The sequence below is a fragment of the Nonomuraea insulae genome (genome assembly GCF_042656245.1).
In genome coordinates, this window is sequence record NZ_JBHSPA010000035.1 from 175,315 (window position 1) to 201,023 (window position 25,709).

Annotated in this window: 20 protein-coding genes; 15 read left to right on the forward strand and 5 right to left on the reverse strand. The window is 71.4% G+C overall.

All coding sequences use genetic code 11. The features are described 5' to 3' along the window. Positions 1-115: 115 nt before the first annotated feature. From ACFPZ3_RS30585 to ACFPZ3_RS30625, 9 genes are read left to right on the forward strand one after another with little or no spacing between them, the layout of a single operon-like run. Complete coding sequence (locus tag ACFPZ3_RS30585) at positions 116-2,299, forward strand: beta-galactosidase (RefSeq protein WP_379517737.1); 2,184 nt, start codon at positions 116-118, stop codon at positions 2,297-2,299. After that, on the forward strand, positions 2,296-3,795 hold the full coding sequence (locus tag ACFPZ3_RS30590; RefSeq protein ID WP_379517738.1) for an alpha-L-fucosidase: 1,500 nt from the start codon (positions 2,296-2,298) through the stop codon (positions 3,793-3,795). Before ACFPZ3_RS30585 ends, ACFPZ3_RS30590 begins: the two co-directional genes overlap by 4 nt. 12 nt (positions 3,796-3,807) lie before the next feature. Next, complete coding sequence (locus ACFPZ3_RS30595; RefSeq protein WP_379517739.1) at positions 3,808-6,351, forward strand: family 78 glycoside hydrolase catalytic domain; 2,544 nt, start codon at positions 3,808-3,810, stop codon at positions 6,349-6,351. Next, positions 6,327-7,340 carry a glycoside hydrolase family protein gene (locus ACFPZ3_RS30600; RefSeq protein WP_379517740.1) on the forward strand — a complete coding sequence of 338 codons (1,014 nt, stop codon included), beginning with the start codon at positions 6,327-6,329 and terminating at the stop codon, positions 7,338-7,340. The genes ACFPZ3_RS30595 and ACFPZ3_RS30600 overlap by 25 nt, the downstream gene beginning before the upstream one ends. Further along, positions 7,337-8,698 carry an ABC transporter substrate-binding protein gene (locus ACFPZ3_RS30605; RefSeq protein WP_379517741.1) on the forward strand — a complete coding sequence of 454 codons (1,362 nt, stop codon included), beginning with the start codon at positions 7,337-7,339 and terminating at the stop codon, positions 8,696-8,698. Before ACFPZ3_RS30600 ends, ACFPZ3_RS30605 begins: the two co-directional genes overlap by 4 nt. Position 8,699: 1 nt before the next feature. After that, entirely contained in the window at positions 8,700-9,578 is an 879-nt protein-coding gene (locus ACFPZ3_RS30610) for a carbohydrate ABC transporter permease (protein WP_379517742.1), read from the forward strand. Further along, positions 9,575-10,405, forward strand: a complete 831-nt coding sequence (locus ACFPZ3_RS30615; RefSeq protein WP_379517743.1) for a carbohydrate ABC transporter permease — start codon at positions 9,575-9,577, stop codon at positions 10,403-10,405. The genes ACFPZ3_RS30610 and ACFPZ3_RS30615 overlap by 4 nt, the downstream gene beginning before the upstream one ends. A 29-nt stretch (positions 10,406-10,434) precedes the next feature. Continuing rightward, positions 10,435-11,811, forward strand: a complete 1,377-nt coding sequence (locus tag ACFPZ3_RS30620) for a glycoside hydrolase family 28 protein (RefSeq protein ID WP_379517744.1) — start codon at positions 10,435-10,437, stop codon at positions 11,809-11,811. Positions 11,812-11,853: 42 nt separating this feature from the next. After that, positions 11,854-15,222 carry a WD40 repeat domain-containing serine/threonine protein kinase gene (locus ACFPZ3_RS30625; RefSeq protein ID WP_379517745.1) on the forward strand — a complete coding sequence of 1,123 codons (3,369 nt, stop codon included), beginning with the start codon at positions 11,854-11,856 and terminating at the stop codon, positions 15,220-15,222. Between the two features lie 87 nt (positions 15,223-15,309). On the opposite strand, the gene ACFPZ3_RS30630 is transcribed toward ACFPZ3_RS30625, so the two are convergent. From ACFPZ3_RS30630 to ACFPZ3_RS30640, 3 genes are all read right to left on the reverse strand, one after another. Next, positions 15,310-15,951 (reverse strand): hypothetical protein, encoded by a 642-nt coding sequence (locus tag ACFPZ3_RS30630; protein WP_379517746.1) that lies wholly within the window; start codon positions 15,949-15,951, stop codon positions 15,310-15,312. An 83-nt stretch (positions 15,952-16,034) separates the two neighbouring features. After that, positions 16,035-17,321 carry an ArsB/NhaD family transporter gene (locus ACFPZ3_RS30635; protein ID WP_379517747.1) on the reverse strand — a complete coding sequence of 429 codons (1,287 nt, stop codon included), beginning with the start codon at positions 17,319-17,321 and terminating at the stop codon, positions 16,035-16,037. A gap of 154 nt (positions 17,322-17,475) precedes the next feature. Next, positions 17,476-17,934 (reverse strand): CBS domain-containing protein, encoded by a 459-nt coding sequence (locus ACFPZ3_RS30640; protein ID WP_379517748.1) that lies wholly within the window; start codon positions 17,932-17,934, stop codon positions 17,476-17,478. A gap of 256 nt (positions 17,935-18,190) precedes the next feature. Here ACFPZ3_RS30640 and ACFPZ3_RS30645 point away from each other — a divergent pair, with 256 nt between their 5' ends. The 6 genes from ACFPZ3_RS30645 (at position 18,191) to ACFPZ3_RS30670 (ending at position 24,015) form a co-directional block, all read left to right on the forward strand. Further along, positions 18,191-19,192, forward strand: a complete 1,002-nt coding sequence (locus ACFPZ3_RS30645; RefSeq protein ID WP_379517749.1) for a sensor histidine kinase — start codon at positions 18,191-18,193, stop codon at positions 19,190-19,192. Beyond that, positions 19,189-19,839: a response regulator gene (locus ACFPZ3_RS30650; protein ID WP_379517750.1), complete on the forward strand. Its 651-nt coding sequence runs from the start codon at positions 19,189-19,191 to the stop codon at positions 19,837-19,839. The genes ACFPZ3_RS30645 and ACFPZ3_RS30650 overlap by 4 nt, the downstream gene beginning before the upstream one ends. Before the next feature lie 154 nt (positions 19,840-19,993). Further along, positions 19,994-21,274 (forward strand): sugar ABC transporter substrate-binding protein, encoded by a 1,281-nt coding sequence (locus ACFPZ3_RS30655; protein ID WP_379517751.1) that lies wholly within the window; start codon positions 19,994-19,996, stop codon positions 21,272-21,274. Then, complete coding sequence (locus tag ACFPZ3_RS30660) at positions 21,271-22,140, forward strand: carbohydrate ABC transporter permease (RefSeq protein ID WP_379517752.1); 870 nt, start codon at positions 21,271-21,273, stop codon at positions 22,138-22,140. The genes ACFPZ3_RS30655 and ACFPZ3_RS30660 overlap by 4 nt, the downstream gene beginning before the upstream one ends. Position 22,141: 1 nt before the next feature. Further along, on the forward strand, positions 22,142-22,996 hold the full coding sequence (locus ACFPZ3_RS30665; RefSeq protein ID WP_379517753.1) for a carbohydrate ABC transporter permease: 855 nt from the start codon (positions 22,142-22,144) through the stop codon (positions 22,994-22,996). A 29-nt stretch (positions 22,997-23,025) separates the two neighbouring features. Continuing rightward, on the forward strand, positions 23,026-24,015 hold the full coding sequence (locus ACFPZ3_RS30670) for a nucleoside hydrolase (protein ID WP_379517754.1): 990 nt from the start codon (positions 23,026-23,028) through the stop codon (positions 24,013-24,015). Here ACFPZ3_RS30670 and nrfD read toward each other — a convergent pair. After that, positions 23,999-24,898 (reverse strand): NrfD/PsrC family molybdoenzyme membrane anchor subunit, encoded by a 900-nt coding sequence (gene nrfD, locus ACFPZ3_RS30675; RefSeq protein WP_379517755.1) that lies wholly within the window; start codon positions 24,896-24,898, stop codon positions 23,999-24,001. The two genes, ACFPZ3_RS30670 and nrfD, sit on opposite strands and share 17 nt — an antisense overlap. Next, the gene (locus ACFPZ3_RS30680; protein WP_379517756.1) at positions 24,891-25,709 is read right to left on the reverse strand and encodes a 4Fe-4S dicluster domain-containing protein; all 819 of its coding nucleotides are present in this window, start codon (positions 25,707-25,709) and stop codon (positions 24,891-24,893) included. The genes nrfD and ACFPZ3_RS30680 overlap by 8 nt, the downstream gene beginning before the upstream one ends.

A 25,709-nucleotide genomic window follows, 5' to 3' on the forward strand; every position in this document is an offset into this window, starting at 1 on the left:
AAACGTTTTAACCCTATAAGTGAGGGCCGCCCCACACCAGATCTCACGGGCATTGACATCCGGGTGTGAATAAATATATCATCTGATAAAACGTTTTAACATCGCTGGGGATCTCATGACGCCATCACCCCCGACGAGCAGAACCGGCATCCGCTTCGGCACCGCCTACTACTGGGAATACCAGCGCTCCCCCGACCTCAAGCGCGACCTCGACCTGATGGTGCGGGCCCGCATCGACACCATCCGCGTCGGCGAGTCCGTCTGGTCCACCTGGGAGCCACGCGACGGCGTGTTCGACCTCGACTGGATGACCCCCGTCCTGAACGCGGCGCACGAGCGCGGCATGAAGGTTCTGTTCGGCACCCCGACCTACGCCATCCCGCCGTGGTTGCAGCGCAAGCATCCCGAGCTGGCCATCGAGCGAGCCGACGGCCGCCGGATCCCCTGGGGTGCGCGGCAGGAGGTGGACTTCACCTCACCGGTCTTCCTGCGCTACGCCGAGCGCGTCATCCGCGCCGTCGTCGGCGAGCACGGCGGGCACCCGGCCGTGCTCGGCATCCAGCTCGACAACGAGCCTGGGCTGCACCTCATCCACAACGAGCCGGTGTTCGAGCGGTTCAAGACCTGGCTGGCCGAGCGGTACGGCGACGTCGAGCGGCTCAACGAGGAGTGGGGCCTGACGTACTGGTCGCACCGCCTCGGCGACTGGGACGAGCTGTGGACCCCGAGCGGCAACACGACCCCGTCCTACGACCTGGCCTGGCGGCGCTTCCAGGCTCAGCTCACCACGGAGTTCATCGGCTGGCAGGCGGGCATCGTGCGCGAGCTGGTCCCGGGGGACCGGGAGCTGACCACGTGCCTGGCCTACCAGCGGCCCGCGCTGCACGACGTCCAGGTGTCCGAGCATCTGACGGTCACCAGCGGGAACGCGTACTACCTGCCGCAGGACGCCCTGATCCGGCACGCCGAGGACGAGATCGCCTGGTTCGCCACCGGCCCCACGGGGCTGTTCCAGGCGGCCGACCGCATGTACGCCTCCAAGCAACCGCTGCGTGCCAACGCACTACAACCGCTGCGTGCCAACGCACTACAACCGCTGCGTGCCGACGCACTGGGCAGCCGCTTCTGGGTGACCGAGACCAACGCCGCGTCAATCGCCGGATCCCAGCTCAACCTCACGCCGTACGACGGCCAGCTCCGCCAGGCGGCGTGGGCTCTGGTGGCGCGAGGGGCGGAGATGATCTCGTACTGGCACTGGCACACGCTGCCCTACGGCGCCGAGACGTACTGGGGCGGCATCCTCGGTCACGCCCAGGAGCCCGGCCGCGTCTACGGCGAGATCGCGGCGCTGGGCACGGAGCTGGCGCGGGCGGCCGACGACCTCACCGGGCTCACGCCGGACGCCGACGTCGGGTTCCTGTACTCGCACGACAGCAAGTGGGCCCTGGCCTTCCAGCCGCCGCTCACCCTGGACGGCCGCAACCCGGACAAGGACGCCTACGAACGCATCGTGGCGGCGTTCTACCAGGGCGCGGCCGACGCGGGCCGGCAGGTGGCCTTCGTGACGCCCGCGCAATTCAAACGTTTGCCTACGGTGGTGGCGCCCGCGCTCTACTGCCTGTCCGACGAGATGGCCGACGCGCTGACCGCCTACGTCCGGGACGGCGGCCACCTGATCCTCACCTTCCGCACCGGCTACGCCGACGAGGAGGCCAGGGCGCGCACCGAGATCGCGCCCGGCCCGCTGCGCGCCCTGGCCGGAGTGCGCTACCTGGAGTACTCGACGCTGCTGGAGCCGGTCCCCCTCCACGGGCTCGGGAAACAGGACGTCGCCCGGCACTGGGCCGACGGCCTGGAGCTGGAGGGAGCCGAGCCGCTGGCGTCCTACGACCACCACCACTTCGGCCGCTGGCCCGCGATCACCCGGCACCGCGTGGGCGCCGGCACGGTGACCTACGTGGGCACCCTGCCGGGCAGGGAGCTGACGGCCGAGCTCTTCCGCCAGGCCGGCCGTCTCAACGCCGCCGGGACGGCCGGCGAACCCGACGTCGCCGGGACAGCCGGCGGACCCGACGTCGCCGGGACAGCCGATCGCCTGGTCGTCGCCGACACTCCGCAGGTCACCGTGCGCTCGGCGGTCAACGCGGGCGGCGAGCGCCTCTGGTTCGCCCACAACTGGTCCGACCGCGAGAACACGGTGACGATCACCGGCCCGGCGGCCGAGGTCACCGGCTCCCGCGAACCGCTACGGCCGGGCCCGCTGCGCCTGGCTCCCTTCGACGTACGAGTGGTGAAATGACCGGATTTCAACCCGCGTGGGACTCGCTGCGCACCCACCGGATCCCGCAGTGGTTCGGCGAGGCCAAGTTCGGCATCTGGTCGCACTGGGGCCCGCAGTCCGTGGCCCGCTCAGGCGACTGGTACGCCCGGCACCTCTACGGCATGCAGCCCTGGTCCGAGCCCTGGGAACGCAAGAGGGCCGACCGCCAGCACGCGCACCACCGCGCCTATTTCGGCGCGCGGGCGGGTGCTAAGGACCTGTTCCACCGCTGGCGCGCCGAGCGCTTCGACCCGGACGAGCTCGTCGACCTCTACACCGCCAGCGGCGCCCGCTACTTCGTCGCCCTGGCCACCCACTGCGACAACTTCGACCTGTGGGACTCCGCGCAGCACGGCTGGAACGCCGCCCGCGTCGGCCCCCGGCGCGACATCGTGGCGGAGTGGGAGCGGGCCGCCCGCGCGGCCGGGCTGCCGTTCGGCCTCAGCTTCCACCAGAACTGGACGTGGCGCTGGCTCGACGTGGCCCACGGGCAGGACCCGGAGACCGGCGCGCCCTACGACGGCGCCCTGACCAAGCGCGACGGCACCGGCACGTGGTGGGAGGGCCTCGACCCGGCCGAGCTCTATCCGGAGCGGCACGAGCCGGGAGCCAGGCCCCCCGCGCACGTGGCGGAGCGCTTCTACGCCCGCGTCCGCGAGGCGCTGGACCGCTACCGCCCCGACCTGGTCTATCTCGACGACGGCCGCCTCCCCTTCGACGAGGGCAGCGTGGTGCAGTCGGAGCCGGTCAGCACGGCGGGCCTGGATCTGCTGGCCCATTACTACAACACCTGCCCGACCGGCGGCCTGGTCACGATCAAGGACGTGCCGGACGCCGACCGCACGGCCGTCCTCCTGGACAGCGAGCGCCGCCAGCTCGACGACGCCCAGGCCCACCCCTGGCAGTTCGACACCAGCGACGGCGAGTGGTTCGACTGCTCGGACGACAACCCGATGTTCCACCCGCGCAAGACGGCGCACCAGGTCATCCACACCCTGATCGACGTGGTGGCCAAGAACGGCTGCCTGCTGCTGAACATCCCCCAGCGCGCCGACGGCACGGTGGACAACCGTGCCCGCGACCTGCTGACCGAGGTCGGCGCCTGGCTGCGGGTGTGCGGCGAGGGTGTGTACGGCACCACCCCCTGGCTGCGCGCGGCCGAGGGCGGCACCGGCCTGGGCGAGACCAAGGGCTACGAGAGCTACAACGAGGCCGACCGCGCCTACCGCCCCGGCGACATCCGCTTCACGAGACGCGGCGACGCCGTCTACGCCACCCTGCTCGCCTGGCCTGCCGACGGAACGGCCGCGATCACCAGCCTGGGCACCGCCGCCGGGCTGCTGGAGCGCCGCCCGGGGGCCGTCGAGCTGCTCGGTCACGGCCCGGTCGGCTGGCGGCTGGCCCCGGAGGCCCTCTACGCGGACCTGCCGCCCGAGCCGCCCACGACCGCCGCGTACATGCTCAAGATCATCTGACGAGGAGCCCCGTTGCCGACGAACCTGCGAACGTGCGACCTGACGAACCCCCTCGGCCTCGAAACCACCCGGCCCACCCTGAGCTGGTGGCTCACCAAAGGCCCGCAGACCGGCTACCACGTGCGCGTGGACGGCCTGTGGGACAGCGGCGAGGTCGAGTCGGCGGACCAGCGGATCGTGTACGACGGCGAGCCCCTGACCAGCCGCACCGCCGCCACGTGGCGGGTACGCGTGCGCGACGGGGAGGGCCGCTGGACCGGCTGGAGCCCGGAGGCGCGCTTCGAGCTGGGACTGCTCGACGCCACCGACTGGAGCGCCGCCTGGATCACCCACCCCGACTGGTACGACGAGGCAGGCGACCCCCGCGTGGGCGAGGGACACCCGCTGCCGCTGCTGGCCGGCGAGTTCACCCCGGCCAAGCCGGTGACCAGGGCCCGCCTGTACGTGGCGGGACTGGGCGTCTACGTGGCCTCCGTGAACGGCGAGCCGGTGACCGACGCCGTGCTGGAGCCGCCGTACTCGGACTTCACCCGGCGCGTCACGTACGCCACGCATGACGTGACGGCGCTGCTGCGCGACGGCGCGAACGCGATCGGGCTGGCGCTCGGCCCGGGGATCGCGCACGTGTTCCCGCACCAGGACCGCTACATGAAGTTCTTCGGCTCCCAGGCCGCCCCCAAGGCGATCGCGCAGCTGGAGGTCGGCTACGCCGACGGCACGAGCGAACGCTTCGGCACCGGCGCGGACTGGCTGGCCACCGAGGGCCCCACCACCCGCTCCCACTGGTACGGCGGCGAGGACCACGACGCCCGCCTGGAGGTCGCCGGCTGGGACGCCCCCGGCACGGACCGCTCCGGCTGGCGCCCCACGACCGTCCGCCCCGACGGCACGGACCTGCTCAGGGCCCGCGCCTGCCCGCCCATCAGGGTCACCGAGGAGCTGGCCGCCACGGAGAAGCTGGTGGCCAGCGACGGCACGGCCGTCTTCGACGTGGGAGCGGTCGTCGCGGGCTGGCACGAGCTGCGCCTCGACCTCCCGGCCGGCCAGTACCTGCGGCTGCTGCCTGGCGACCAGCTCGACGCGTTCGGCCGCGTCATCCAGTCCAAGCCCACGACCGGCGCCCCGATCTTCAGCACCTACGTCACCAAGGACGGCCCGCAGAGCTGGCACCCGAGCTTCCGCTACGACGGCTTCCGCTACGTCGAGGCGCAGGGCCTGCCCGAGCACGTCGGCGCCGAGGCCGTGTCGGCGCTGGTGCTGCGCGCGGACAACAACCAGATCGGCCGGTTCGAGACCTCCGACCCGCTGCTCAACGACATCCACACGATCATCGACCGCGCGGTGCGCGGCAACATGTACAGCGTCCTGACCGACTGCCCGCACCGGGAGAAGCTGGGCTGGCTGGAGCAGGCCCACCTGCTCTTCGACGTCGTGGCCTACAACTACGACGTGGCCGCCTACTCCCGCGAGCTGCTGGTCGGCATCGCCGAGGCGCAGACCGAGGATGGCCTCGTCCCCGACACCGCCCCCGAGTACGTGGTGTTCGACGGCGCGTTCAGGGACGACCCCAACTGGGGCGGCGCGCTCGTGCGCATGCCGTGGCAGATCTACCGCTGGTACGGCGACACCTCGGCCATGGAGCGGCACTACGACGCGATGCGCCGCTACGTCGACTACCTGACGGGCAAGGCCGAGGACGGGATCCTCGGCTACGGGCTCGGCGACTGGTTCGGCCTGGACCAGACGACGCCCGTGCCGCTGGTGGGCACGTGGGGCTACTGGCGGGCGGCGCGCACGATGGCGCGGGTGGCCGGCGTGCTGGGCCGCGACGACGACGCCAAGCGCTACCGGGCGCTGACCGACACGATCACCTCCGCGTTCACCGGCGCGTTCTTCAAGGGCGAGCGGTTCGGCGGCGGCGGGCAGGCGTCGGAGGTGCTGGCGCTGGACATGGGCGTCGTCCCCGACGAGCTGGCGCCGGCCGCGCTGGACCGGTTGAGCCAGGCCGTGCTGGAAGGCGACATCACGGTCGGGGAGATCGCGCTGCCCGCCCTCTACCAGGTGCTGACCAGGGCGGGGCGGCACGAGGCGCTGTTCGGGTTCGCCACCTCGACCAGCCACCCGAGCTACGGCTACCAGGTGCGCAACGGCGCCACCGCGCTCACCGAGGCGTGGGACGGCCCGACGCGCGGCCTGTCGCAGAACCACTACATGCTCGGCGCCATCGACGCCTGGTTCTACCGGGGCCTCGGCGGCATCGGCCAGGCCCCCGGCTCGAACGGCTTCCGCCGGCTGCTGATCCAGCCCGCCGCCCCCGGCGACCTGGAGTCGGTGCGGGCCAGCACCGGCACCCCGTACGGGCAGGCCGGCGTGTCGTGGCAGCGGGCCGGCGGCGAGTTCGCGCTGGAGGTGGAGGTGCCGCCGGGCTCTTCCGCCGAGGTACGCCTGCCTGACCTGGGCCTGGAGCGGCACGCGGCGCCCACGGGGGCCGTCGCGGTCGGGGACCGGGCCTGGGAGGTGCCCGCCGGGCGGTGGACGTTCGGGGCGAGCCGATGAGCGGATACGACCCGGCGCGCGTCAGGACCCCGGACAAGGCGGGGCGGCTGCTGATCGGGCCGTCCGGCGAGCCGGGACGCTTCGACTCCCTCTTCGTGGACTGCCCGTTCGTGTGCTCCGACGGCGGCGAGTATCTGATGACGTACGTCGGCTTCGACGGCACCGGCTACCAGACCGCGCTGAGCCGCTCGCCCGACCTGGAGTCCTGGGGCCCGGGCGAGGTGGTCCTCCCGCGCGATCCCGATCATCCGTACCGGCAATACAATGCCGCGCTGACCTCGATCGTGCGGGACAACCGGCTCGGCTCCGACGGCCAGGTGACGTGGATCGACGGTCAGGCGGTGGGCACCTACCACGCCTACCCCGAGCCCGGCATGGAGAGCGGCGCGGCGGTGATCGGGTTCTGCGTCAGCGACGACCTGCGTACCTGGAAGGACACCGGCTCGGTGCTGCGGCCGCAGGACGGCGGCGCGTGGGAGCGGGGCGGCCTGTACAAGTCGTGGCTGCTGCGCCACGACGGCCTCTACTACTGCTTCTACAACGCCAAGAACCGCACCTACGACGGCTGGCGCGAGCAGATCGGCTACGCCGTCTCCCCCGACCTGCGGAACTGGGAGCGGCCCGCCGCGCTGCCCGTGGTGGCGAACGGCGGGGCGGGCGCGTTCGACGAGCGCTTCGCCTCCGACCCGTGCGTGTTGCGCGACGGCGACTGGTGGGTGATGTTCTACTTCGGGCTCTCCTTCGACGGGCACGCCCGCGAGGGCTACGCGGTCTCCCGGGACCTGCGGACCTGGCGCAAGAGCGACGAGATCCTCGTCGACGTCGGCCCACAGGGCACCGTGGACGACACCTACGCGCACAAACCCGCCGTCATCACCCGCGAAGGCCGCCTGCACCACTTCTACACGGCGGTCCGGCGGGTGGAGCCCTACCAGGTGGGCGAGCAGCGCATGGTCGAGCAGCGTGGGGTCTCCGTCGCATGGTCGTGAGCAGGCGCGCAGCACTCAGGACCCTCGCCGGGGCGGCCGGGCTGGCCGCGTTGTCCGGCTGCCGGATCGTGGACGGCGACTCGCCCGCCAACACGCAGGGCCTGAGCAAGAAACCCGCCCCCGGGCGGCGCACGAACATCACCTTCTACAACCTGTTCGGCGGCGTGGACGGCCAGGGCTGGGTGGAGCTGGCCAGACGGTTCGAGTCGGCGCAGGACGAGATCGGGGTCGAGGTGGTGTACGCGCCGACGACCGGCCAGGGCGAGCAGCAGAAGTTGCTGGTGTCCATCGCCGCCGGGGACCCGCCCGACCTGGCGCAGGTCATCCCGTTCCAGGTGCCGCAGTGGTCGGAGCTGGGCATCATGACCGACCTGACCGACCTCGTACGCGGGGCCGGGCTGAGCGAGCAGGACTTCCTGCCCGCCGTGTGGCAGGGCATGCGCTGGAAGGATCGCGTCTGGCAGCTCCAGTGGGACGTGGACCCGAACTTCCCCTTCTACTGGAACAAGGCCCTGTTCAGGGAGTGCGGCCTCGACCCGGAACGACCGCCGCGCACGATCAGCGAAGTGGACGAGCTCTCCAAGAGCATCACCCAGGTCGGCAGGTCGGGCGCGGCCCGCGTCGGCACCGTGCCCTGGCAGGTCGCCGGCTTCGCCAACGCGGCCTTCACCTGGGGTTTCGCCTTCGGCGGCCAGTTCGTGGACCCGGCGAGCGGCCAGGTGACGCCCGACGACGAGAACGTGGTCGCCGCCGTGGACTGGATGGCCCGCTACGCCAGGTCGCTGGGCGGCGCCGACCGGCTCAACGTGGCCCCGCCGACCCTGCAGATGAACCCCTTCGGGTACGGGCACATGGGCATGGCCGCCCTCGGCCCGCGCAGCGTCCAACAGATCCTGGAGGCGAAGCCGGACTTCGAGTACGGGTCGACGCTGCTGCCGTACCAGCCGCCGGGGGCCGCCAAGCCGGGCGCGGGCACGTGGATCGGCGGGTGGGGCGCGTTCATCCCGTCCGAGGCGAAGAACCCCGAGGCGGCGTGGGAGTTCCTGCGCTGGTTCGCGGCCACGCCGGAGGGCACGCTGGCCGAGTTCGAGACCGTGAACTACCCGCCCGGCTACGTGAAGTCGCCGGCCCTGGAGCGGATGCGCACCGACAAGATCCTGCGGCCCTCCTACGACGCGATGTTCGCCGCGACCAACATCAAGCCGTCGCTGCCCGCGACCAACTACTTCAGCCAGCAGCTGGAGATCCACGTCGCGCGGGCGGTCTACGGCGAGGTGTCGGCGCGGGAGGCCATGCGGGTGGTCAAGGAGAACACCCGCAAGGAGGCCGAACGGTTCGAGAACCAGATGGGACTTTGACATGCGCCGCCGTAACACCCTGTGGGGGCTGGTCTTCACCGCTCCGGCGATCATCGGGGTGCTGTGGTTCACCGGCTACCCCGTCGTCGCCTCGTTGTACTACAGCTTCACCTCCTACACGATGGTCTCGCCGCCCAAGTGGCTGGGCCTGGCCAACTACGTCGACCTGCTCACCGACCAGGTGTGGTGGTCCTCGCTCTGGAACACGCTCTACATCCTCCTGTGGTCGGTGCCGCTCGGCATCGCCGTCGCGCTGGGCCTGGCGCTGCTGCTCAACCTCAAGGTGCGGGGCAGCGGCGTCTACCGGACCGTGTTCTACCTGCCGACGATCGTGCCGGCGGTGGCGTCGGCGGTGCTCTGGACCTACATCTTCGACCCGCAGTACGGCCTGCTGAACGACGCCCTGGCCAGGGTCGGCATCACCGGCCCCGGCTGGCTGGCGGACCCCGGGTGGGCCAAGCCCGCGCTGATCGTGATGAGCGCGTGGGGCGTCGGGAACCTCATGGTGATCATGCTGGCGGGGCTCCAGGACGTGCCGGCCACGCTGCAGGAGCAGGCGTCCACCGACGGTGCCGGGCTGCTGTCCAGGTTCCGCCACGTCACGCTGCCCTACCTCAGCCCGCACCTGCTCTTCGCCCTGGTCACCGGGCTGATCGGCGGCTTCCAGTTCTTCACGCCGGTGTTCGTGGCGACCGGCGGCACGGGCAACCCGGCGGGCTCGACGCTCGTGTCGGGCCTGTACCTGTACCAGAACGCGTTCCAGTACTTCAAGGTCGGCTACGCGTCGGCGATCGCGTGGGTGCTCTTCGCGATCGTCGCCGCCATCACCGTCGCCACGTTCCGGCTGGTCGGCCGCCGCGTCTACTACGGAGGCCGATGATGTACCAGCGGCTGCTGCGCGGCATGGCCGCGCACGCCACGCTGATCACGCTCGGGATCGTGTTCCTGCTGCCGTTCGCGTGGATGGTGACGACCTCGCTGAAGACGGTGGACGTGCTCAACGCCTTCCCCGTCGTCTGGTTCCCCGACAAGATCACCTTCTCGAACTACCTGGACGGGCTGCAGGTCTTCCCGTTCGCGCGCTACTTCCTCAACACGATGGTCATCTGCGCGTTCTCGATGCTGGGCGCGGTGTTGTCGAGCTCGTTCATCGCGTACGGGCTGGCCTGCATCGAGTGGCCGGGCCGCAACGTCGTGTTCGTGGCGCTGCTGGCCACCATGATGATCCCGTTCTACGTGACCATGGTGCCGCTGTTCTCGTTGTTCCGTGAGATGGGGTGGACGAACACCTATCTGCCGCTCATCGTGCCGCACTTCTTCGGCGGGCCGTTCTTCGTCTTCCTGCTGCGCCAGTTCTTCCGCGGCATCCCCCGCGACCTGCTGGACGCGGCGCGGGTGGACGGCGCGGGCGAGTTGCGGATCTACGCGCGGATCGTGCTGCCGCTGGCCAAGCCCGCTCTGGCGGCCGTCGCGCTGTTCCAGTTCCTGGCGGCCTGGGGTGACCTGCTCGGGCCGCTGATCTACCTGTCCGACTCCGACATGTACACGCTGTCGCTCGGGCTGACCTACTACTCCACCCAGTACAGCACCCAGTTCGGGCCGCTGATGGCGGCCAGCACGGTGATCCTCATCCCGGTCATCGTGCTGTTCTTCCTGGCCCAGCGGACCTTCATCCAGGGCATCACGCTCACCGGGGTGAAGGGCTGACCCCCCATTTCGATACGGAGGACATCACGATGCAGCAGTCCCGCAGGAGGTTCCTGGCCGTGGCCGTCGGCGGCTTACTGGTGACGCCGGCGCTGGCGGGCCCCGCGGACGCCGGCACGGCCTGGAGCCGGGTGCCGCAGATCAGGCGGCGGATCAGGCCGCCGCGCTTCCCCCGCCGCACGTTCCCGATCACCTCGTACGGGGCCGTCGGCGACGGCACCACCAAGTGCACCGAGGCGTTCGGGCAGGCCGTCGCGGCGTGCGCGGCGGCGGGGGGCGGACGGGTGGTGGTGCCCGCGGGGACGTACCTGACCGGGGCGATCCACCTGGCCGACAACGTCGACCTGCACCTGGAGGCGGGGGCGACGATCCGGTTCAGCCACGAACCTGCCGACTACCTGCCCGCCGTGTACACCCGGTACGAGGGCATCGAGCTGATGAACTACTCCCCGTTCATCTACGCCCACGGCCGTACCAACGTGGCGATCACCGGCGAGGGCGTGATCGACGGCCAGGCCGACGCCACCCACTGGTGGGACTGGACAAGTGATCCCGCGCCGACGGAGAGCCCCGACAAGAAGCTGCTGGCGAGCATGGCCGAGCAGGGCGTGCCGGTGGCCGAGCGGATGTTCGGCGAGGGCCACTACCTGCGCCCGAACCTCATCCAGCTCTACCGGTGCCGCAACGTGCTCATCGAGGGGGTCACGGTCAAGGACTCCCCCATGTGGAACATCCACCCGGTGCTCTGCGCGAACGTGACCATCCGCGAGGTCACCGTGGACAGCCCGAACGGCCCCAACAACGACGGCTGCGACCCCGAGTCGTGCGTGGACGTGCTGATCGAGCGGTGCGAGTTCAACACCGGGGACGACTGCGTGGCGATCAAGGCGGGCAAGAACGCCGACGGCCGCCGGGTGAACGAACCGTCCATGAACGTGCTGGTGGACTCCTGCACGATGCGGGACGGCAACGGCGGCGTGACGGTCGGCAGCGAGACCACCGGCGGGGTGCGCTGGGTGTTCGCCTGGAACTGCGAGATGAGCAGCCCCAGCCTGGAGCGGGCGATCCGGATCAAGACCAACCCCGAGCGCGGCGGCTACGTCAAGGACCTGTACTTCAAGGACATCACCGTGGGACAGGCCGCCGACGCGGTCGTCGAGATCGCGCTGAACTACGAGAACAAGAACACCGGCCCCTACTTCCCCGACGTCGGCACCATCGACATCAGGGGGCTGCGGGCCGGGAAGGCGCCGAAGGCGTTCAACCTGATCGGCAACCCGGGCAACCCGATCAAGGGGGTGCGGGTGGCCGACAGTGTGTTCGAGGAGATGACCGAGGCCGACGTGGTGACCGACGTGACCGGGTTCGAACTGCGCAACGTGTGGGTCAACGGCCACCGAGTGTGATCTGAGCTCAACCAGATCGGCCCGGCCGGCGTCCAACCTCGCATGGGCAACCCACTCATCGACGGAGATCCGCAGCGGCTCGGTGACTACTGGCTGGCCGGCCGCCTCGGCGCCGGCGGCCAGGGGGTCGTCTATGAGGGCTACGATCCGGCCGGGACGCGCGTGGCGATCAAGGTGCTGCGCGGCGACCCGGCCGGGCAGCCCGTGCTGCGCGAGCGGCTGGCGAAGGAGGCCGTCTCGGCGCAGCGGGTGGCCTCCTTCTGCACCGCCAGGGTGCTCGGCGCCGATCTGGAGGGGCCCAGGCCGTACATCGTCAGCGAATACGTCGAGGGGCCCGACCTGCGCTCAGCGGGCCGTACCTTCCAGGGCGGCGACCTGCACCGCCTGGCCACCGCGATCGCCACGGCGCTGACCGCCATCCACGACGCCGGAGTCGTGCACCGCGACCTCAAGCCCGACAACGTGCTGCTCGGCCCCGACGGGCCGCGCGTGATCGACTTCGGCATCGCCCGCACCCTGGAGATGTCGCTCACCTCCACCGGGCTGGTCACCGGCACGCCCGGCTACATGGCGCCCGAGGTGTTCTCCGGCGAGCGGGCGGGGCCGCCCGCCGACGTGTTCGCCTGGGGCGCGATCATCCTGTACGCCGCCACCGGCCGCGACCCGTTCTCCGGCGAGGCGCTCGGCGCGGTCATGCACCGCGTGCTCACCCACGAGCCCGACCTCGGCGTCCTGCCCGTGTCGCTGCGCGGCCCGGTGCGCGCCGCGCTCACCAAGGACCCCGCCCTGCGGCCCTCCGCGCACCAGCTGCTGCTCGGGCTGGTCAACGGCGGCGGCGACCTGAGCACGTCGCGGCTGCTGGCCCAGGGCGCCGACGACGGCCGCGGGGTCGGCACCGCCGCCGCCGATCCCGCGCTCGGCGTCATCGCCGAAGACGCCTACGCCGCGCTCGCCCCCGCCGACAGGGAGCTGGTGCCCGATCTGTTCCTGCGGCTGGTCACGGTGACCGACGACGGCGAGCTGGCGCTGCGCGAGCCACGCAGGTCCGAGCTGCCTGACGGGACGGAGCGGGTGCTGGCGGCGTTCACGTATCTGGTGTCCGGCTCCGACCCGATCCGTCTGCTGCGCCCCGCCCTGCCCCTGGCCTGGCCCCGGCTGCGGACCTGGATCGAGGCCGACAGGAACGGGCTGGCCGTGCACCGCAGGATCAGCACGGCGGTCGAGCGCTGGCGCGGCCACGGGCGCAGGGACGGCGACCTGTTCCACGGCACCACGCTGGACGACGCGCTGTCCTGGGCGGCGACCGGGCGCAGGAACATCACGCTCACCCCGGCCGAACGCGACTTCCTGGCGGCCGGGGCCGCGCTCACCAGGCGGCGCTCGCGGCGCACCCGGCTGGCGGCGGTGGGCCTGGCCGTGCTGCTGGTGCTGGCCCTGGCGGCGGGCGCGCTGGCCTGGCAGCAGAGCGCCACGCTGGCCGAGCAGCGCGACGCCGCCGAGTCGGCCAGGCTGGCGGCGGCCGCGGACACGGCGCGGCCCAAGGACCCCACGCTGGGCATGCTGCTCAGCGCGGCGGCCGGCCGGCTGTCGCCCACCGAGGAGGCCAGGTCGAGCCTGATCGCCTCGGCGGCGGACCCGGCGGTCGCCTCCTTCCGCGACCCGGACACGGGCCCCGACGTGGTCCGCGCGCTCACCCCCGACGGCCGCTCGCTGATCAGCATCAGCCCCGACGAGGTCAGGGTGTGGGATGTGGCGTCCGGGCGGCGCACCGGCGGCTTCGCCCCGAAGGGCTTGTCCGGCAGGCAGCTCCGCCAGGCCGCGGTCAGCGAGGACGGCAAGCTGCTGGCCATCGGCGACGACCGGGGCGTCGGGCTCTGGGAGTTGTCCACCGGGCGGCCCGTGGGCAGACGTCTGCCCGCGCCGAGTGAGCTCGACCTGTCCGTCGAGTTCAGCGGCGGGCTGCTGCTGGTGACCATCGGGCAGGGCAAGCAGGTCTACGACTGGCGCAGCGGGAGGTCGAGCTCGGTGCCCGCGATGGTCCCCGCGGCCGTGCACCCCGGCGGCGACTACGCAGTCTCCGGCCGCCACATCTACGACCTGAAGTCAGGCAGGGAGCGGCCCGGCTACGGGAACGTCTGCGACGACTGCCCCAGCATCCCGGTCTTCAGCCCCGACGGCACCCGCCTGGCCATCAGCGACGACGAGGGCCTGACCCTGTACGACACCCGCACCCGCAAGATGATCGCCGCCGTCCCCGGCGAGGAACACCCGGCCCAGCCCCTGTTCAGCCCGGACGGCAAGCTGATCGCGATGTTCGGCTCGACGATCAGCCTGTGGCGGGTGGGCACCGACGAGCCGCTGCTGCTCGACCGCACGGTGGAGGACGGCGTGACGGCGCGGGCGTTCGGCCCCGACGGGCTGCGCTATCTCAGCGAGGACACCGTGATCACGCTCAAGCCGGTGCCGCCCTCCGACAAGCCCGTGGACGCGATGCGCCTGAGCGCCGACGGCCGTTCCCTGGCCATCCACCCGCTCGGCTCCACCAAGGTCACGCTGAACGGCAGGAACCTGGAGATCGGCGCGTTCGACGACTATGACAGCGACTTCGCCTTCAGCCCTGACGGCCGGCTGCTGGCCGTCAAGCGCGGGGAGCGCGTCAGCGTCCGCGACACCGCCACGGGGCGCGAGCTGGCGAACCTCACCCCGGGCTTCGACGTCGCGAGCGACCCGGGCAACGTCATGCCCACGTCGAAGGGCCTCTGGACGCTCGGCGAGAAGACCTTCACGCTCTGGGGGCTCCCCGGCGGCAAACGTGTCAAGCAGGTGCCCAGGCCGCGGCTGCTCGCCTGGACCGCCACGGCGGACGGCCGGCTGGTCGGCCTGGACGCCGGCCGGCTACAGCTGGTGGACCTGGAGACCCGCAAGCCGATCGGGGCCCGGCTGCCCCTGCCCGCGCTGACGGAGGACGTCCGGTTCAGCCCTGACCTGAAGCTGGTCGCGGTGAACTTCTCCGGCAAGGTCGGCATCTGGGACACCGCCACAGGTACGCAGGCAGGCGACTGGCTGCGGCTGAACGGCGCTCTGTGGGACGGGGCGTTCTCACCCGACGAGCGGCTGTTCGCGGTCGCCGGGCAGGACAAGACGCTCACCCTCTGGGACGTGCGGGAGGGCCGGGCCGTCGGGCCCACGGTGGAACTCGGGGACAGCGCTCGGTCGGTCGCGTTCTCCGCCAAGTCCGACGAGGTGCTGGCCATCGGCAGGGACGGGCGGCTGACCCGGCTGCCGACGGCGATCGAGCCGCTGGTCGGGGCCGTGTGCGCGCGGGCCGGCCGGTCGTTCACCGAGGCGGAGTGGCGGCGCTACCTGCCCGACCGGTCCTACGAAGGCACCTGCCCGGCCGGACAGGGCTGAGCCGGGCGGGCGCTGAGCCTGGTCGGCCGGAGGCTGAGCCTGGCGGGCCGGGGGGAGCCTGGCGGGCCGGGGCTGAGCCGTTCCTCGTCAGGCTTTTGAGGGCGTGGTCGCGCCGAGGCCGCCGCCGCCGGAGGAGCCACGGCCCACCAGCAGCGTGCCGAGCCACATCACCGCCATGCCCACGGCCGCCAGGGCCGTGCCCTGGCCGCCCTCCTGGAACGTGGCCACCCCCAGCAGCACCACGCCGCCACCGGTGACGGCGGCGCTGACGGGCGTGACGCGGCGCAGCAGGGCCAGCACGAACGCCAGCGCGAGCACCGCGCCGAAGAAGACCTGGCCCCCGGGCGTGTAGACGACGGGTTCGACCCCGGGATAGCCCTTCACCTGAGCCAGCAGCGCCCGCATCGCCTCACCGTCCACCGCGGTGAGCCCGGCGTACAGGTCGATCACGAGTTGCGTGACGTTCGCCGCCACGCCGAACAACGCCACACCCGTCACGGCCTCCACCGCCACCCGGCGGCCACCCCTCACCGGACCCGCCAGGGCCCGCATGGCGAGGATCATCACGCCGAACATCAGGAAGCCGGCCAGCCACAGCGCGTGCCCGGCCGTCCACCAGGGGCCGGGCCCGAGATCACCTTCAGTGGGACGCATGAGGACCCAGCCGCCGAGCAGGGCGGCCGGGCCGGCGGTGAAGGAGAGCTGGGCCAGACGGTTCGCGGGGTTCATACCAGCCACGATGCCCCCTGGCACCCGGCCCGCTCATCGGTGAACGTCCCTGATCTTTCCCTGGCCCCGCCTCAGGGGCGGGATCAGGTGAAGTACCGCATCCAGACGTAGACCCAGGCCAGCACCGTGCTCAGGATGGTGACAACGATGCCGTACCGGGTGAACTGCCAGAAGCTGATCTTGTGTCCGTTGCGCGCGGCGATGCCGATGGCCACCACGTTGGCGCTGGCCGCGACCGCGGTGCCGTTGCCGCCGAAGTCTGCGCCCAGGGCGAAGGCCCACCACAGCGCCTGGCCGATCTGCGGGTCGGGGGCCGCGGCGACCACGCCCTCGACGATGGGGGCGGTCGTGGCGACGTACGGGATGTTGTCGAAGAAGGCGCCCAGCGCGCTGGAGCCGAACAGCAGCGCCGTCGCGGCGACGAAGTAGTCGTCGGCCAGCGTCTCCAGGGCCCACGTGCCGATCGACGCGATCACGCCGGTGTGGACCAGGCCCGCGACCATGACGAACAGCCCCGCGAAGAACACCAGCGTCGGCCACTCGACCTCGCTCAGCACGTCGGAGACGTTCGCCCGCGAGACCAGCAGCATCACCCCGGCGCCGACCAGCGCCACGATCGACGGCTCGATGTGCACCACCGCGTGCAGCCCGAACCCCACCACGACCGCGCCCAGCACGACCAGGCAGCGCACCAGCAGGCGCGGGTCGGTGATGGCCCGCCGCTCCTGCAGCGCCATCACCTCGGCCACGTGCTCGGCGTTGTACTGGAAGGAGTTACGGAACAACACCCGCGTGAACAGCACGAACACCGCGAAGATGACCACCACGACGGGCGCCATGTGGACCAGGAAGTCGTTGAAGGTCAGCCCGGCGCGGCTGCCGATGATGATGTTCGGCGGGTCCCCGATGAGCGTGGCCGCGCCGCCGATGTTGGAGGCGAGCACCTCCGCGATCAGGTACGGCTGCGCGGCGATCCGCAGCCGGTTGCACACCACGATGGTGACCGGCGCGACCAGCATGATCGTGGTGACGTTGTCCAGGAACGGCGAGGCGATGGCGGTGATCGCCATCAGCATGACCATCAGCCGGTACGGGCGGCCCTTCGACTTCTTGGCGGCCCAGATGGCGAGGTAGTCGAAGACCCCCGTCTGCTTGATGATCCCCACGATGATCATCATGCCGAGCAGCAGGAAGATGACGTTCCAGTCGATGCCCTCGTGCTCGGAGAAGAACACTTCCGCGCCCGGGATCAGGCCCAGCACGGCCATCAGCCCGGCGGCGATGAGCACCACCTTGACCTTGTTCGCCTTCTCGGTGGCGATGAAGAAGAAGGCCACCAGGAAGATCGCCAGTGCGGCGAAGGCGCTCATCCGCGTCGCCCTGGCGGTCCGGCGTGCGCGGAGTGGTGCTCAGGGCATGACGGCATGACAAGGGGATGGGCGTACACGGCGAAGTCCTCCGTACGGTGGGCATGCGGCAGCCGGGCGGGCCCCGGCTGGGGCGCGCCCGGTCGGTCAGGGTGGGTCAGTCGTCCGAGCCGGAGAGGGCGAGGCTGGTCAGCAGCCGCTCCAGGGTGATCGCCCCGATGAGCACGCCGTCGCGGCCGACGACCGCGACGATCGGGCTGCGCAGCCTGGCCATGAGGGCCGCCACTTCGAGCAGCGTCGCGTCGGGCGGCACGGTCGCCGGGGTGGCGGGCCGGCTCGGCAGGCAGTCGCCCACCGTCAGCTCGCCCAGCTCACCCCAGAACAGGTCGGCGTGCGCCTCGTCGATCGTCCGGCAGAGCACCGGATCCTCCTGGTAGGCCCCCGGCACCGCCAGCCGCAGCACCTGCGTGCCAGGGAGCACGCTCGACGGCCGTCCCCTGCCGTCCACGACGATCAGGCCGGGCATCCGGCCCAGCGCCATGATCCGTACGGCCTTGGCGACGGGATCGTGCGCGGTCACCGTGGGCAGGTTCACGGCGATGTTGCCGGCATTCATGACATCATCCCGTTCGACGAGTCGATCCGGTGTCCCCGGCCAGGTCATGACGCCGCTCCGGCGATCTCTGCGGTCGTTCGGTCGACGTCCATGTCGCTGACTCCTATCCGGCTCCGCTCCAGTCTCGGGGCGGGCGCGCCGGGCCACCATCGGGTACGACACCCATCTGGGCAGGGATAGAACATGTAGAGGCGGCCGTACGAATGGGGGTCAGGCCGCATGGACAACCGCAGGTGGCGACGAACAGGCTGATGTGATGAACGACCGCGCAGAATGGGCGGGGGGTGCGCCGCGGCCCCCGGCTCAGGCGTTGTTCCGGCGGCTGGTGCTGATCAACGGGCTGGTGTTCGCGGCGGGAACGCTCGTGCTCGCCGTCTCCCCCGCCACCGTCTCCGCGCCGGTCGTGTGGGCCGAGGTGCCGGTGCTGCTGGTGGGGCTGGCGGTGATGCTGGGCGCCAACGCGCTGCTGCTGCGCCGCAGCCTGGCCCCGCTGGACGCGCTGACGACGCTGATGCAGCGGGTGGACCTGCTGCGCACCGGCGACCGGCTGGCCGACAACGGCAACAGCGACCTGACCCACCTGATCGACACGTTCAACGCGATGCTGGACCGGCTGGAGGCCGAGCGCAGCGCCAGCAGCGCGCACGCGCTGGCCGCGCAGGAGGGCGAGCGCCAGCGCATCGCCCGCGAACTGCACGACGAGATCGGCCAGAGCCTGACCGTGGTGCTCCTGGGGCTGAAGCGGGTGGTGGACCGCGCCCCCGCCGACCTGCGGGGGGAGCTGCACGGCGTGCAGGAGACCGTACGCGCGAGCCTCGACGAGGTACGCCAGGTCGCCCGCCGCCTGCGCCCCGGCGTACTGGAGGATCTCGGGCTGCACAGCGCGCTCAGCGCCCTGGCCGGCGACGTCTCCCAGATGGGCGGCATCCCGGTGACCCGCACCATCCAGCCCGACCTGCCGCCCCTGGGCGCGGACGTCGAGCTGGTCCTGTACCGGATCGCGCAGGAGAGCCTGACCAACATCGCCAGGCACGCCCGCGCCACCCGCGCGGAGCTGTCGCTCACCACCGAGGACGGCCACCTGGTCCTGCGCGTCGGCGACAACGGGCGGGGCGGCGCGCACCAGGACGGCGCGGGGATCAGGGGCATGCGCGAGCGCGCCCTGCTCATCGGCGCCCGCCTGACCGTCGACTCCCCGCCGGGCGAGGGCACCCGCGTCAGCCTCGTCATCCCTTCGGATCGGAGCACGACCACGTGAACAAGACCCGGATCCTGCTGGCCGACGACCACGCGCTGGTCCGCCGGGGGCTGCGGCTGATCCTCGACGCCGAGCCCGACCTGGAGGTGGTCGCCGAGGCCGCCGACGGCGCGCAGGCCGTGGCGGCGGCCGCGGAGGAGGAGGTCGACCTGGCCATCCTCGACATCGCGATGCCGCGCATGACCGGCCTCCAGGCGGCCAGGGAGATCTCCAGGCGGGCGCCCGGCATCCGCATCCTGATCCTGTCCATGTACGACAACGAGCAGTACTTCTTCGAGTCGCTCAAGGTCGGGGCGTCCGGCTACGTGCTCAAGTCGGTCGCCGACCAGGACCTGCTGGAGGCGTGCCGGGCCACGATGCGCGGGGAGCCGTTCCTGTACCCGGGGGCGGTCACCGCGCTGATCCGCGACTACCTGCAGCGGGACCGGGAGGGCGAGCGCATGCCCGAGAGCATCCTGACGCCGCGGGAGGAGGAGATCGTCAAGCTGATCGCGGAGGGCAACTCGGCCAAGGAGATCGCGGAGACGCTGGTCATCAGCGTGAAGACGGTGGACCGGCATCGGGCGAACATCCTGCAGAAGCTCGGGATGCGCGACCGCCTGGAGCTGACCCGGTACGCCATCCGCGCCGGCCTCGTCGAACCCTGACCGGTCGGGCGGCGACCCGCGGCGATTTGTGGGCTGGGACATTATGCGGTTAACGTCATGTGTCAGAACAAGTCACCGAACGAAGTCAGCCGCCCGAAGCGGCAGGGAGTACGTCATCACCCGTTCCGCCGCCCACCGTCGCACGCTGGCCGCCGTGCTCGTCCTGGTCCTCGCGGCCACGACGGGATGCGTAGGCCGCACGAGCAGCACGACCGCGGCCGATGGTGCCCGGATCATCCGATTCCTCCATTCCCAGCCCACCGGCACGTTCGACGCGGCCATCAAGCTGTTCGAGGAGCGGCACCCCGACGTGCGCGTCGAAGAGCAGCCCGTGCCGTTCGACGACCTGAACGCGCAGGTCCAGGCCAGGGTGGGCGCGCAGGACCCGTCGATCGACGTCTTCGCCGCCGACCCGCCCCGGGTGCCGAGTCAGGCCTCGCGCGGCTTCCTGGTGGACGTCAGCGACGACGCCGACGCCATCGGTCAGGCCGTGGTCAAGCCCGCGCTCGACTCGGTGAGCTGGGACGGGAAGGTGTGGGCGTACCCGCTGTGGACCTCCAGCGCGTTCCTGTTCTACAACCGCGACCTGCTCGCCAAGGCCGGCGTCCAGGCGCCGGGACCGGAGGACCGCCTGACCTGGGAGCAGGTGGTGGAGCAGGGGCGCAAGGCGCAGCAGGCGGGAGCGCGCTACGGGGTCGGGTTCGACCAGGTGGACCGGTACTACCAGCTCCAGCCCGTGCTGGCCTCCGCCGGCGCGGGCGACGGGCTGACCGGGCCCGGCGGGCTCCGGCCCGACGTGGACAACGCCGGGTGGAAGCGGGTCATGGACTGGTACGCGGGCCTGCACTCCTCCCGCCTGGCCCCGCGCGGCATCGACCCCCAGCAGATGCCCGAGGTGTTCGCCTCCGGCCAGCTCGCGTACTTCGTCGGCGGCCCCGGCCGCATCGGCCAGTTCGTGAAGACCAAGGGCCTGAACTTCGGCATCGCGCCCCACCCGTACTTCGCCGGCGGCAAACCGGTCACCCCGACCGACTCGTGGGCCGTCGGCATCAGCGCGTACAGCGCCCATCCCCAGGACGCGCGCGAGTTCGCGCGCTTCCTGTCGCTGGACTCCGCCGGCGCGCTGGCGACCACGGGGAAGCAGACGCTCCCGCCGGCCAACAAGGTCGCCTATGACCGGTACGTCGACCAGACCGTCAAGAGCGGCGGCGGCTCCGTCACCGGGTTCAAGGAACTGCTGACCCGCGAGCTCGACACGACCGCCCGGCACCGCCCGCGCACCGTCGGCTACGTGGACTTCGAGACGACGATCAACAAGACGTTCTCCGACATCCGCAACGGCGCGGACGTGGCCGAGTCCCTGCGCACCGCCCAGGAACGGCTCGACCAGCTCCTCCAGCGTTACCGCGACCTCGAACCGGCAGGAAACCCATGACGTCGAAGCCCCCGGCGAGATCGGCGCGGCGCTCCATGTGGACGACGGCGGCCTTCATGTTGCTGCCCGCCGTCATCGCCCTGGCGCTGCTGCGGCTGTGGCCCTCCATCAGCGCCATCGTCACGTCGCTGGAGCCGCCCGAGAACCGCCCGTTCTGGTACACCTTCAGCCGGCTGTTCGCCGACGCGACCTTCCTGAACTCGCTCAAGGTCACGCTCCTGTTCAGCGTCATCGTCAACCCGCTGCAGATCGCCCTGGCGCTGTGGCTGGCGGTCACGCTGAGCAAGCGGGTGCCGGCCGTCGGGCTGTGGCGCACGCTGATCCTGCTGCCGGTCGCGGTGCCGCAGACGGTCTCGGCGATCGTCTGGGCCGTCGCCTTCCGCCCCGAGGGCCCGCTCAACGCCGTCGCGAACGCCCTGGGCCTGCCCAGCGTCCCCTTCCTGATCAGCCCCAGGACCGCGCTGCTGTCGATCATCGTGGTGTGCAGCTGGGTCGGGGTGGGCTACTGGATGACGTTCCTGGTGGCCGGGATCAAGGACATCCCGAAGAGCCTGTACGAGGCCGCGGGCATCGACGGCGCCGGCCCGTGGCGCAGCTTCCGGTACGTCACGTTGCCCGGTCTGCGCCGTCCCCTGATGTTCGTGCTGGTCGCGGACACGGTGTCGAACTTCCTGGTCTTCGCCCCGGTCCAGATCCTGACCCAGGGCGGCCCCCAGGGCTCCACGGACCTGATCATGAACCAGGTGTTCGAGCGCGCGTACGTCACCGGTGACATGGCCACCGCGTCGGCCGGGACCGTCGTGCTCATCGCGATCGTGCTGGCCGTGGTGACGCTGCAGTTCCGGCTGCTGCCGGGGAAGGACTGACATGGCGGCCGAGGCCACGACGAAGTCAGAGGCGCGCTCCGGGCGGCGGGCACTGTGGATCGCGATCCCGGCGGCGGTGTTGTCGGTGCTGCCGCTGGTGTGGGCGCTGAGCTCGGCGTTGCGGCCCAGCGAGGAGGTCTTCCGCTACCTGTACCCGCTGTCCTGGCACACGCTGATCCCCGAGACCGTCACGCTCGACAACTTCGTCACCCTGCTCAGCGGCGAGTTCCACTGGGCGCTGATCAACTCGGTGATCGTCGCCTTCCTCAGCGTCGTGCTGGGCACGTTCCTGTCGGCCACCGCCGCCTTCGCGCTCGCCGTACTGCGCTTTCCCGGGCGCGGGGCGCTGTTCGGGGTGCTGGTGCTGAGCTTCCTCATCCCGTTCGAGGCCATCGCCATTCCGCTGGCGACCACGTTCCGGGCGATGGAGATGCAGAACACCTACATCGGGCTCGTGCTGCCGGGCATCGGCAGCGGCCTGGCGATCTTCCTGCTGCGGCAGTTCTTCCTGAACATCCCGCCGTCGCTGGCGGAGGCGGCGCGCATCGACGGGCTGTCGTGGTGGGGCGTGTTCCGGCACATCTACCTGCCGTTGTCGCGGCCGTCGCTGGTCGGGGCGGGGCTGGTGGTGTTCGTGTTCCAGTGGCAGTCGTTCCTGTGGCCGCTGCTGATCGCGCCCGACCCGGCGATGAAGGTGGCGCCGGTGGCGATCGCGGACTTCGCCGGTGAGCTGGGCGTGGACTACGGGCAGATGTTCGCCGGGGCGATCCTGGCGGCGGGCGTGCCGCTGCTCGTCCTGCTGATCTTCCAGCGCCAGTTCACGGCCTCGCTGGCCAGCAGCGGTACGAAGGAATAGCGACCGTACACCACCGGACAGGGAGACTCATGCGCGTCATCATCGACTGCGACCCCGGCAACACGATCCCCGCCTCGGATGTGGACGACGGGCTCGCGCTGGGCCTGGCGCTGGCCGCGCCCGACGTCACCCTGGAGGCGGTCACCGTGGTCGCCGGGAACACGCCGCGCGACGTCGGTGTCGCGGTGGCACACGATCTGCTCGACCGCGCGGGCGCCCGCGACGTGCCGGTCCTCCCTGGGGCGGCGGCCCCGCTGGTGGAGGACCCGGCACCGTGGCGGGCCGACCTGGACGGCCGCCGCGACACGCAACGCGCCCGAGACCTGTGGCGCGACGTCCCCGCCACTCCCCAGGCCGCCGCGGGCGATCCCGTCGCCGCCGAGGAGATCGTGCGGCGGGTGGCCGCCTCCCCCGGAGAGATTCACCTGGTCGCCGTGGGCCCGCTGACCAACGTCGCCCTGGCGCTGCGGCTGCGCCCGCAGATCGCCACCGAGCTGGCCTCGCTCACGATCATGGGCGGCGGCTTCGCCGTGCCCGGCCTGCTGCAGGAGCTCAACTTCGGCTACGACCCCGAGGCCGCCCACGCCGTGCTGACGAGCGGGGCGCCGATCACCCTCGTCCCGTACGACGTCACCCGCCTCACCACGCTGACCCTCGCCGACATCGACCGCCTCCAGGGCCACGGCCCGCTGGCCGGCTACCTCGCGGACACCACCCGCCCGTGGATCCGCTGGGTCGCCGAGGCGCGCGGCCTGCCGGGCTGCCACCTGCACGACCCGCTCGCCGTCGCCGTCCTGCTGGAGCCCGGACTGGCCACCAGGCACCGCGTCCGCGTGGACGTCGAGCTGCGCGGCACGCTGACCCGCGCCCGCCCGATCGAATGGGACGCCTCCGGCCGGGTCCAGCGCGCCACCGGCCTGCGCCTGCCCGACATCGAGCCCATCGACGTGCTCGACGGCGTGGACAACGACCGGCTCGTCTCCTTCCTGGTCGAGACGCTGGTCAGAGCTGGACGCTGAAGATGACGGCGGCCCGCAGGGCGAGCCCCCCGGCCAGCACCAGCAGGGGCAGCACGACCGTGTAGCGCAGCGCGACCGTGGGGGCCGACAGGCGTTCTGTGGCCAGCCCGTACAGGCCGGGCAGCAGCCCCGCCAGGACCACCACCCACAGTGCCAGCCACGGCAGGCCGAAGACGATCTCCTGCGTCCCCGCGGCGAAGAGCGTCAGCGCGAACACCACGATCAGCGCCAGCTCCAGCAGCGCGTACAGCCGCTCCGAGACCGACAACATGGGCGTGCTGGGCCGCGCGCCGGGCCGGTAGCGGGCCAGGAGCGACATCAGCGCCGCCGACCCGGCCAGTCCCGAGGCCAGGAAGAGCCCGCCGAGTGCCCACGTGTCGCTCCACACCGGCTGGTTCGACACCGACAGCAGCACGCCCGTGTACCCGGCGATGAACAGCCCGAACAACGACCCGACGACGTTGAGGACCCGGCCGTCCAGCCGTTCGACGACCGGCAGCCGGACCTTCCCGTCCCGTGCGAGCGCCGCCGCGAACGACACGAAGGTGATCGCCAGGAACGCCAGCAGCGCCCACACTCCGACCGACATCGGCGACCAGTACTTGAAGTTGAGCCCCAGGTGGCCGGGGGTGGTGTTGATCATCATGTGCCACAGCCGCAGCGGCTGGCCGAGGTCGAGCGTGAGCAGCAGCGGCGCGATGAGCATCGGCGGGAAGGCGACGTAGTAGCCGATCCTGGCCATCGGCTCGTCCCCCGGGGCGGCGCGCAGCCTGAGCAGGGTGGCCAGCACGTACGAGCCGCCGGACAGGCCCGCGAGGAAGAAGTAGAACAGGATGTACCAGAGCCAGTCGGGAGGCCCCGCGAAGTGCTGCACGTCACCCATCGGCGGCCTCCTCCACCTTCTCCTTGCGGCGGCGCAGCGCGATCAGGCCGCCGAGCACGCCCAGCACGGCCGTGACGGCGGCGGTCAGGTAGCCGGGCACGTTGTTGCGGCTGGGCAGGACGGCGTTGCGCTCGTCGGGCAGGCCGTACTTCTCGGGCTTGTCCATGAGCAGGAAGAACGCGTTCAGGCCGCCGTACACCTTCTCGTCGTGCCCGTAGAGCCGGGCCTCGGTGACGCCCTGCGCGCGCAGGATCCCCAGCCGCTTGGCCGCCGTCCTGCGCAGCTCGGAGACCGGGCCGAACTGGATCGACTCGGTGGGGCAGGCCTTGGCGCAGGCGGGGGTCATGTCGTGTTGGAGGCGGTCGTAGCAGAGCGTGCACTTCTGCGCGACGCCGGTGATGGCGTCGGCGCCGATCACGTCGTACGGGCAGGCCGCGATGCAGTCGCGGCAGCCGTTGCAGACGTCGGGCTGGATGAAGACGGTGTCGAACTCGGTACGGATGATCGCGTTCGTCGGGCAGACCTCCATGCAACTGGCCTGCTGACAGTGCTTGCAGACGTCCGACATCATCAGCCAGGCCTTGCCGTTGCCCTCGGTGACGCTCTCGTCGGGCACGTTGTCGTGGAACTGGACGTGCCGCCAGGTCTGGGCGTCGAGCCTGCCGGTGTTGTCGAAGCCGTCCAGGAACGACGGGGTGTTGCCGTCCAGCTGGTTCCACTGCTTGCAGGCCACCTCGCAGGCCTTGCAGCCGATGCACACGCTGGTGTCGGTGAAGAACCCGTACGCCTGGCCCGGTGCGATGTTCGGCAT

Bases quoted from the DNA above. Each gene is read 5' to 3' on its own strand.
- ACFPZ3_RS30585 (WP_379517737.1), top strand. From the start codon at position 116: ATGACGCCATCACCCCCGACGAGCAGAACCGGCATCCGCTTCGGCACC.
- ACFPZ3_RS30590 (WP_379517738.1), top strand. From the start codon at position 2,296: ATGACCGGATTTCAACCCGCGTGGGACTCGCTGCGCACCCACCGGATC.
- ACFPZ3_RS30610 (WP_379517742.1), top strand. From the start codon at position 8,700: ATGCGCCGCCGTAACACCCTGTGGGGGCTGGTCTTCACCGCTCCGGCG.
- ACFPZ3_RS30615 (WP_379517743.1), top strand. From the start codon at position 9,575: ATGATGTACCAGCGGCTGCTGCGCGGCATGGCCGCGCACGCCACGCTG.
- ACFPZ3_RS30620 (WP_379517744.1), top strand. From the start codon at position 10,435: ATGCAGCAGTCCCGCAGGAGGTTCCTGGCCGTGGCCGTCGGCGGCTTA.
- ACFPZ3_RS30625 (WP_379517745.1), top strand. From the start codon at position 11,854: ATGGGCAACCCACTCATCGACGGAGATCCGCAGCGGCTCGGTGACTAC.
- ACFPZ3_RS30630 (WP_379517746.1), bottom strand. From the start codon at position 15,951: ATGAACCCCGCGAACCGTCTGGCCCAGCTCTCCTTCACCGCCGGCCCG.
- ACFPZ3_RS30635 (WP_379517747.1), bottom strand. From the start codon at position 17,321: ATGAGCGCCTTCGCCGCACTGGCGATCTTCCTGGTGGCCTTCTTCTTC.
- ACFPZ3_RS30640 (WP_379517748.1), bottom strand. From the start codon at position 17,934: ATGAATGCCGGCAACATCGCCGTGAACCTGCCCACGGTGACCGCGCAC.
- ACFPZ3_RS30645 (WP_379517749.1), top strand. From the start codon at position 18,191: ATGAACGACCGCGCAGAATGGGCGGGGGGTGCGCCGCGGCCCCCGGCT.
- ACFPZ3_RS30660 (WP_379517752.1), top strand. From the start codon at position 21,271: ATGACGTCGAAGCCCCCGGCGAGATCGGCGCGGCGCTCCATGTGGACG.
- ACFPZ3_RS30665 (WP_379517753.1), top strand. From the start codon at position 22,142: ATGGCGGCCGAGGCCACGACGAAGTCAGAGGCGCGCTCCGGGCGGCGG.
- ACFPZ3_RS30670 (WP_379517754.1), top strand. From the start codon at position 23,026: ATGCGCGTCATCATCGACTGCGACCCCGGCAACACGATCCCCGCCTCG.
- nrfD (WP_379517755.1), bottom strand. From the start codon at position 24,898: ATGGGTGACGTGCAGCACTTCGCGGGGCCTCCCGACTGGCTCTGGTAC.
- ACFPZ3_RS30680 (WP_379517756.1), bottom strand. From the start codon at position 25,709: ATGCCGAACATCGCACCGGGCCAGGCGTACGGGTTCTTCACCGACACC.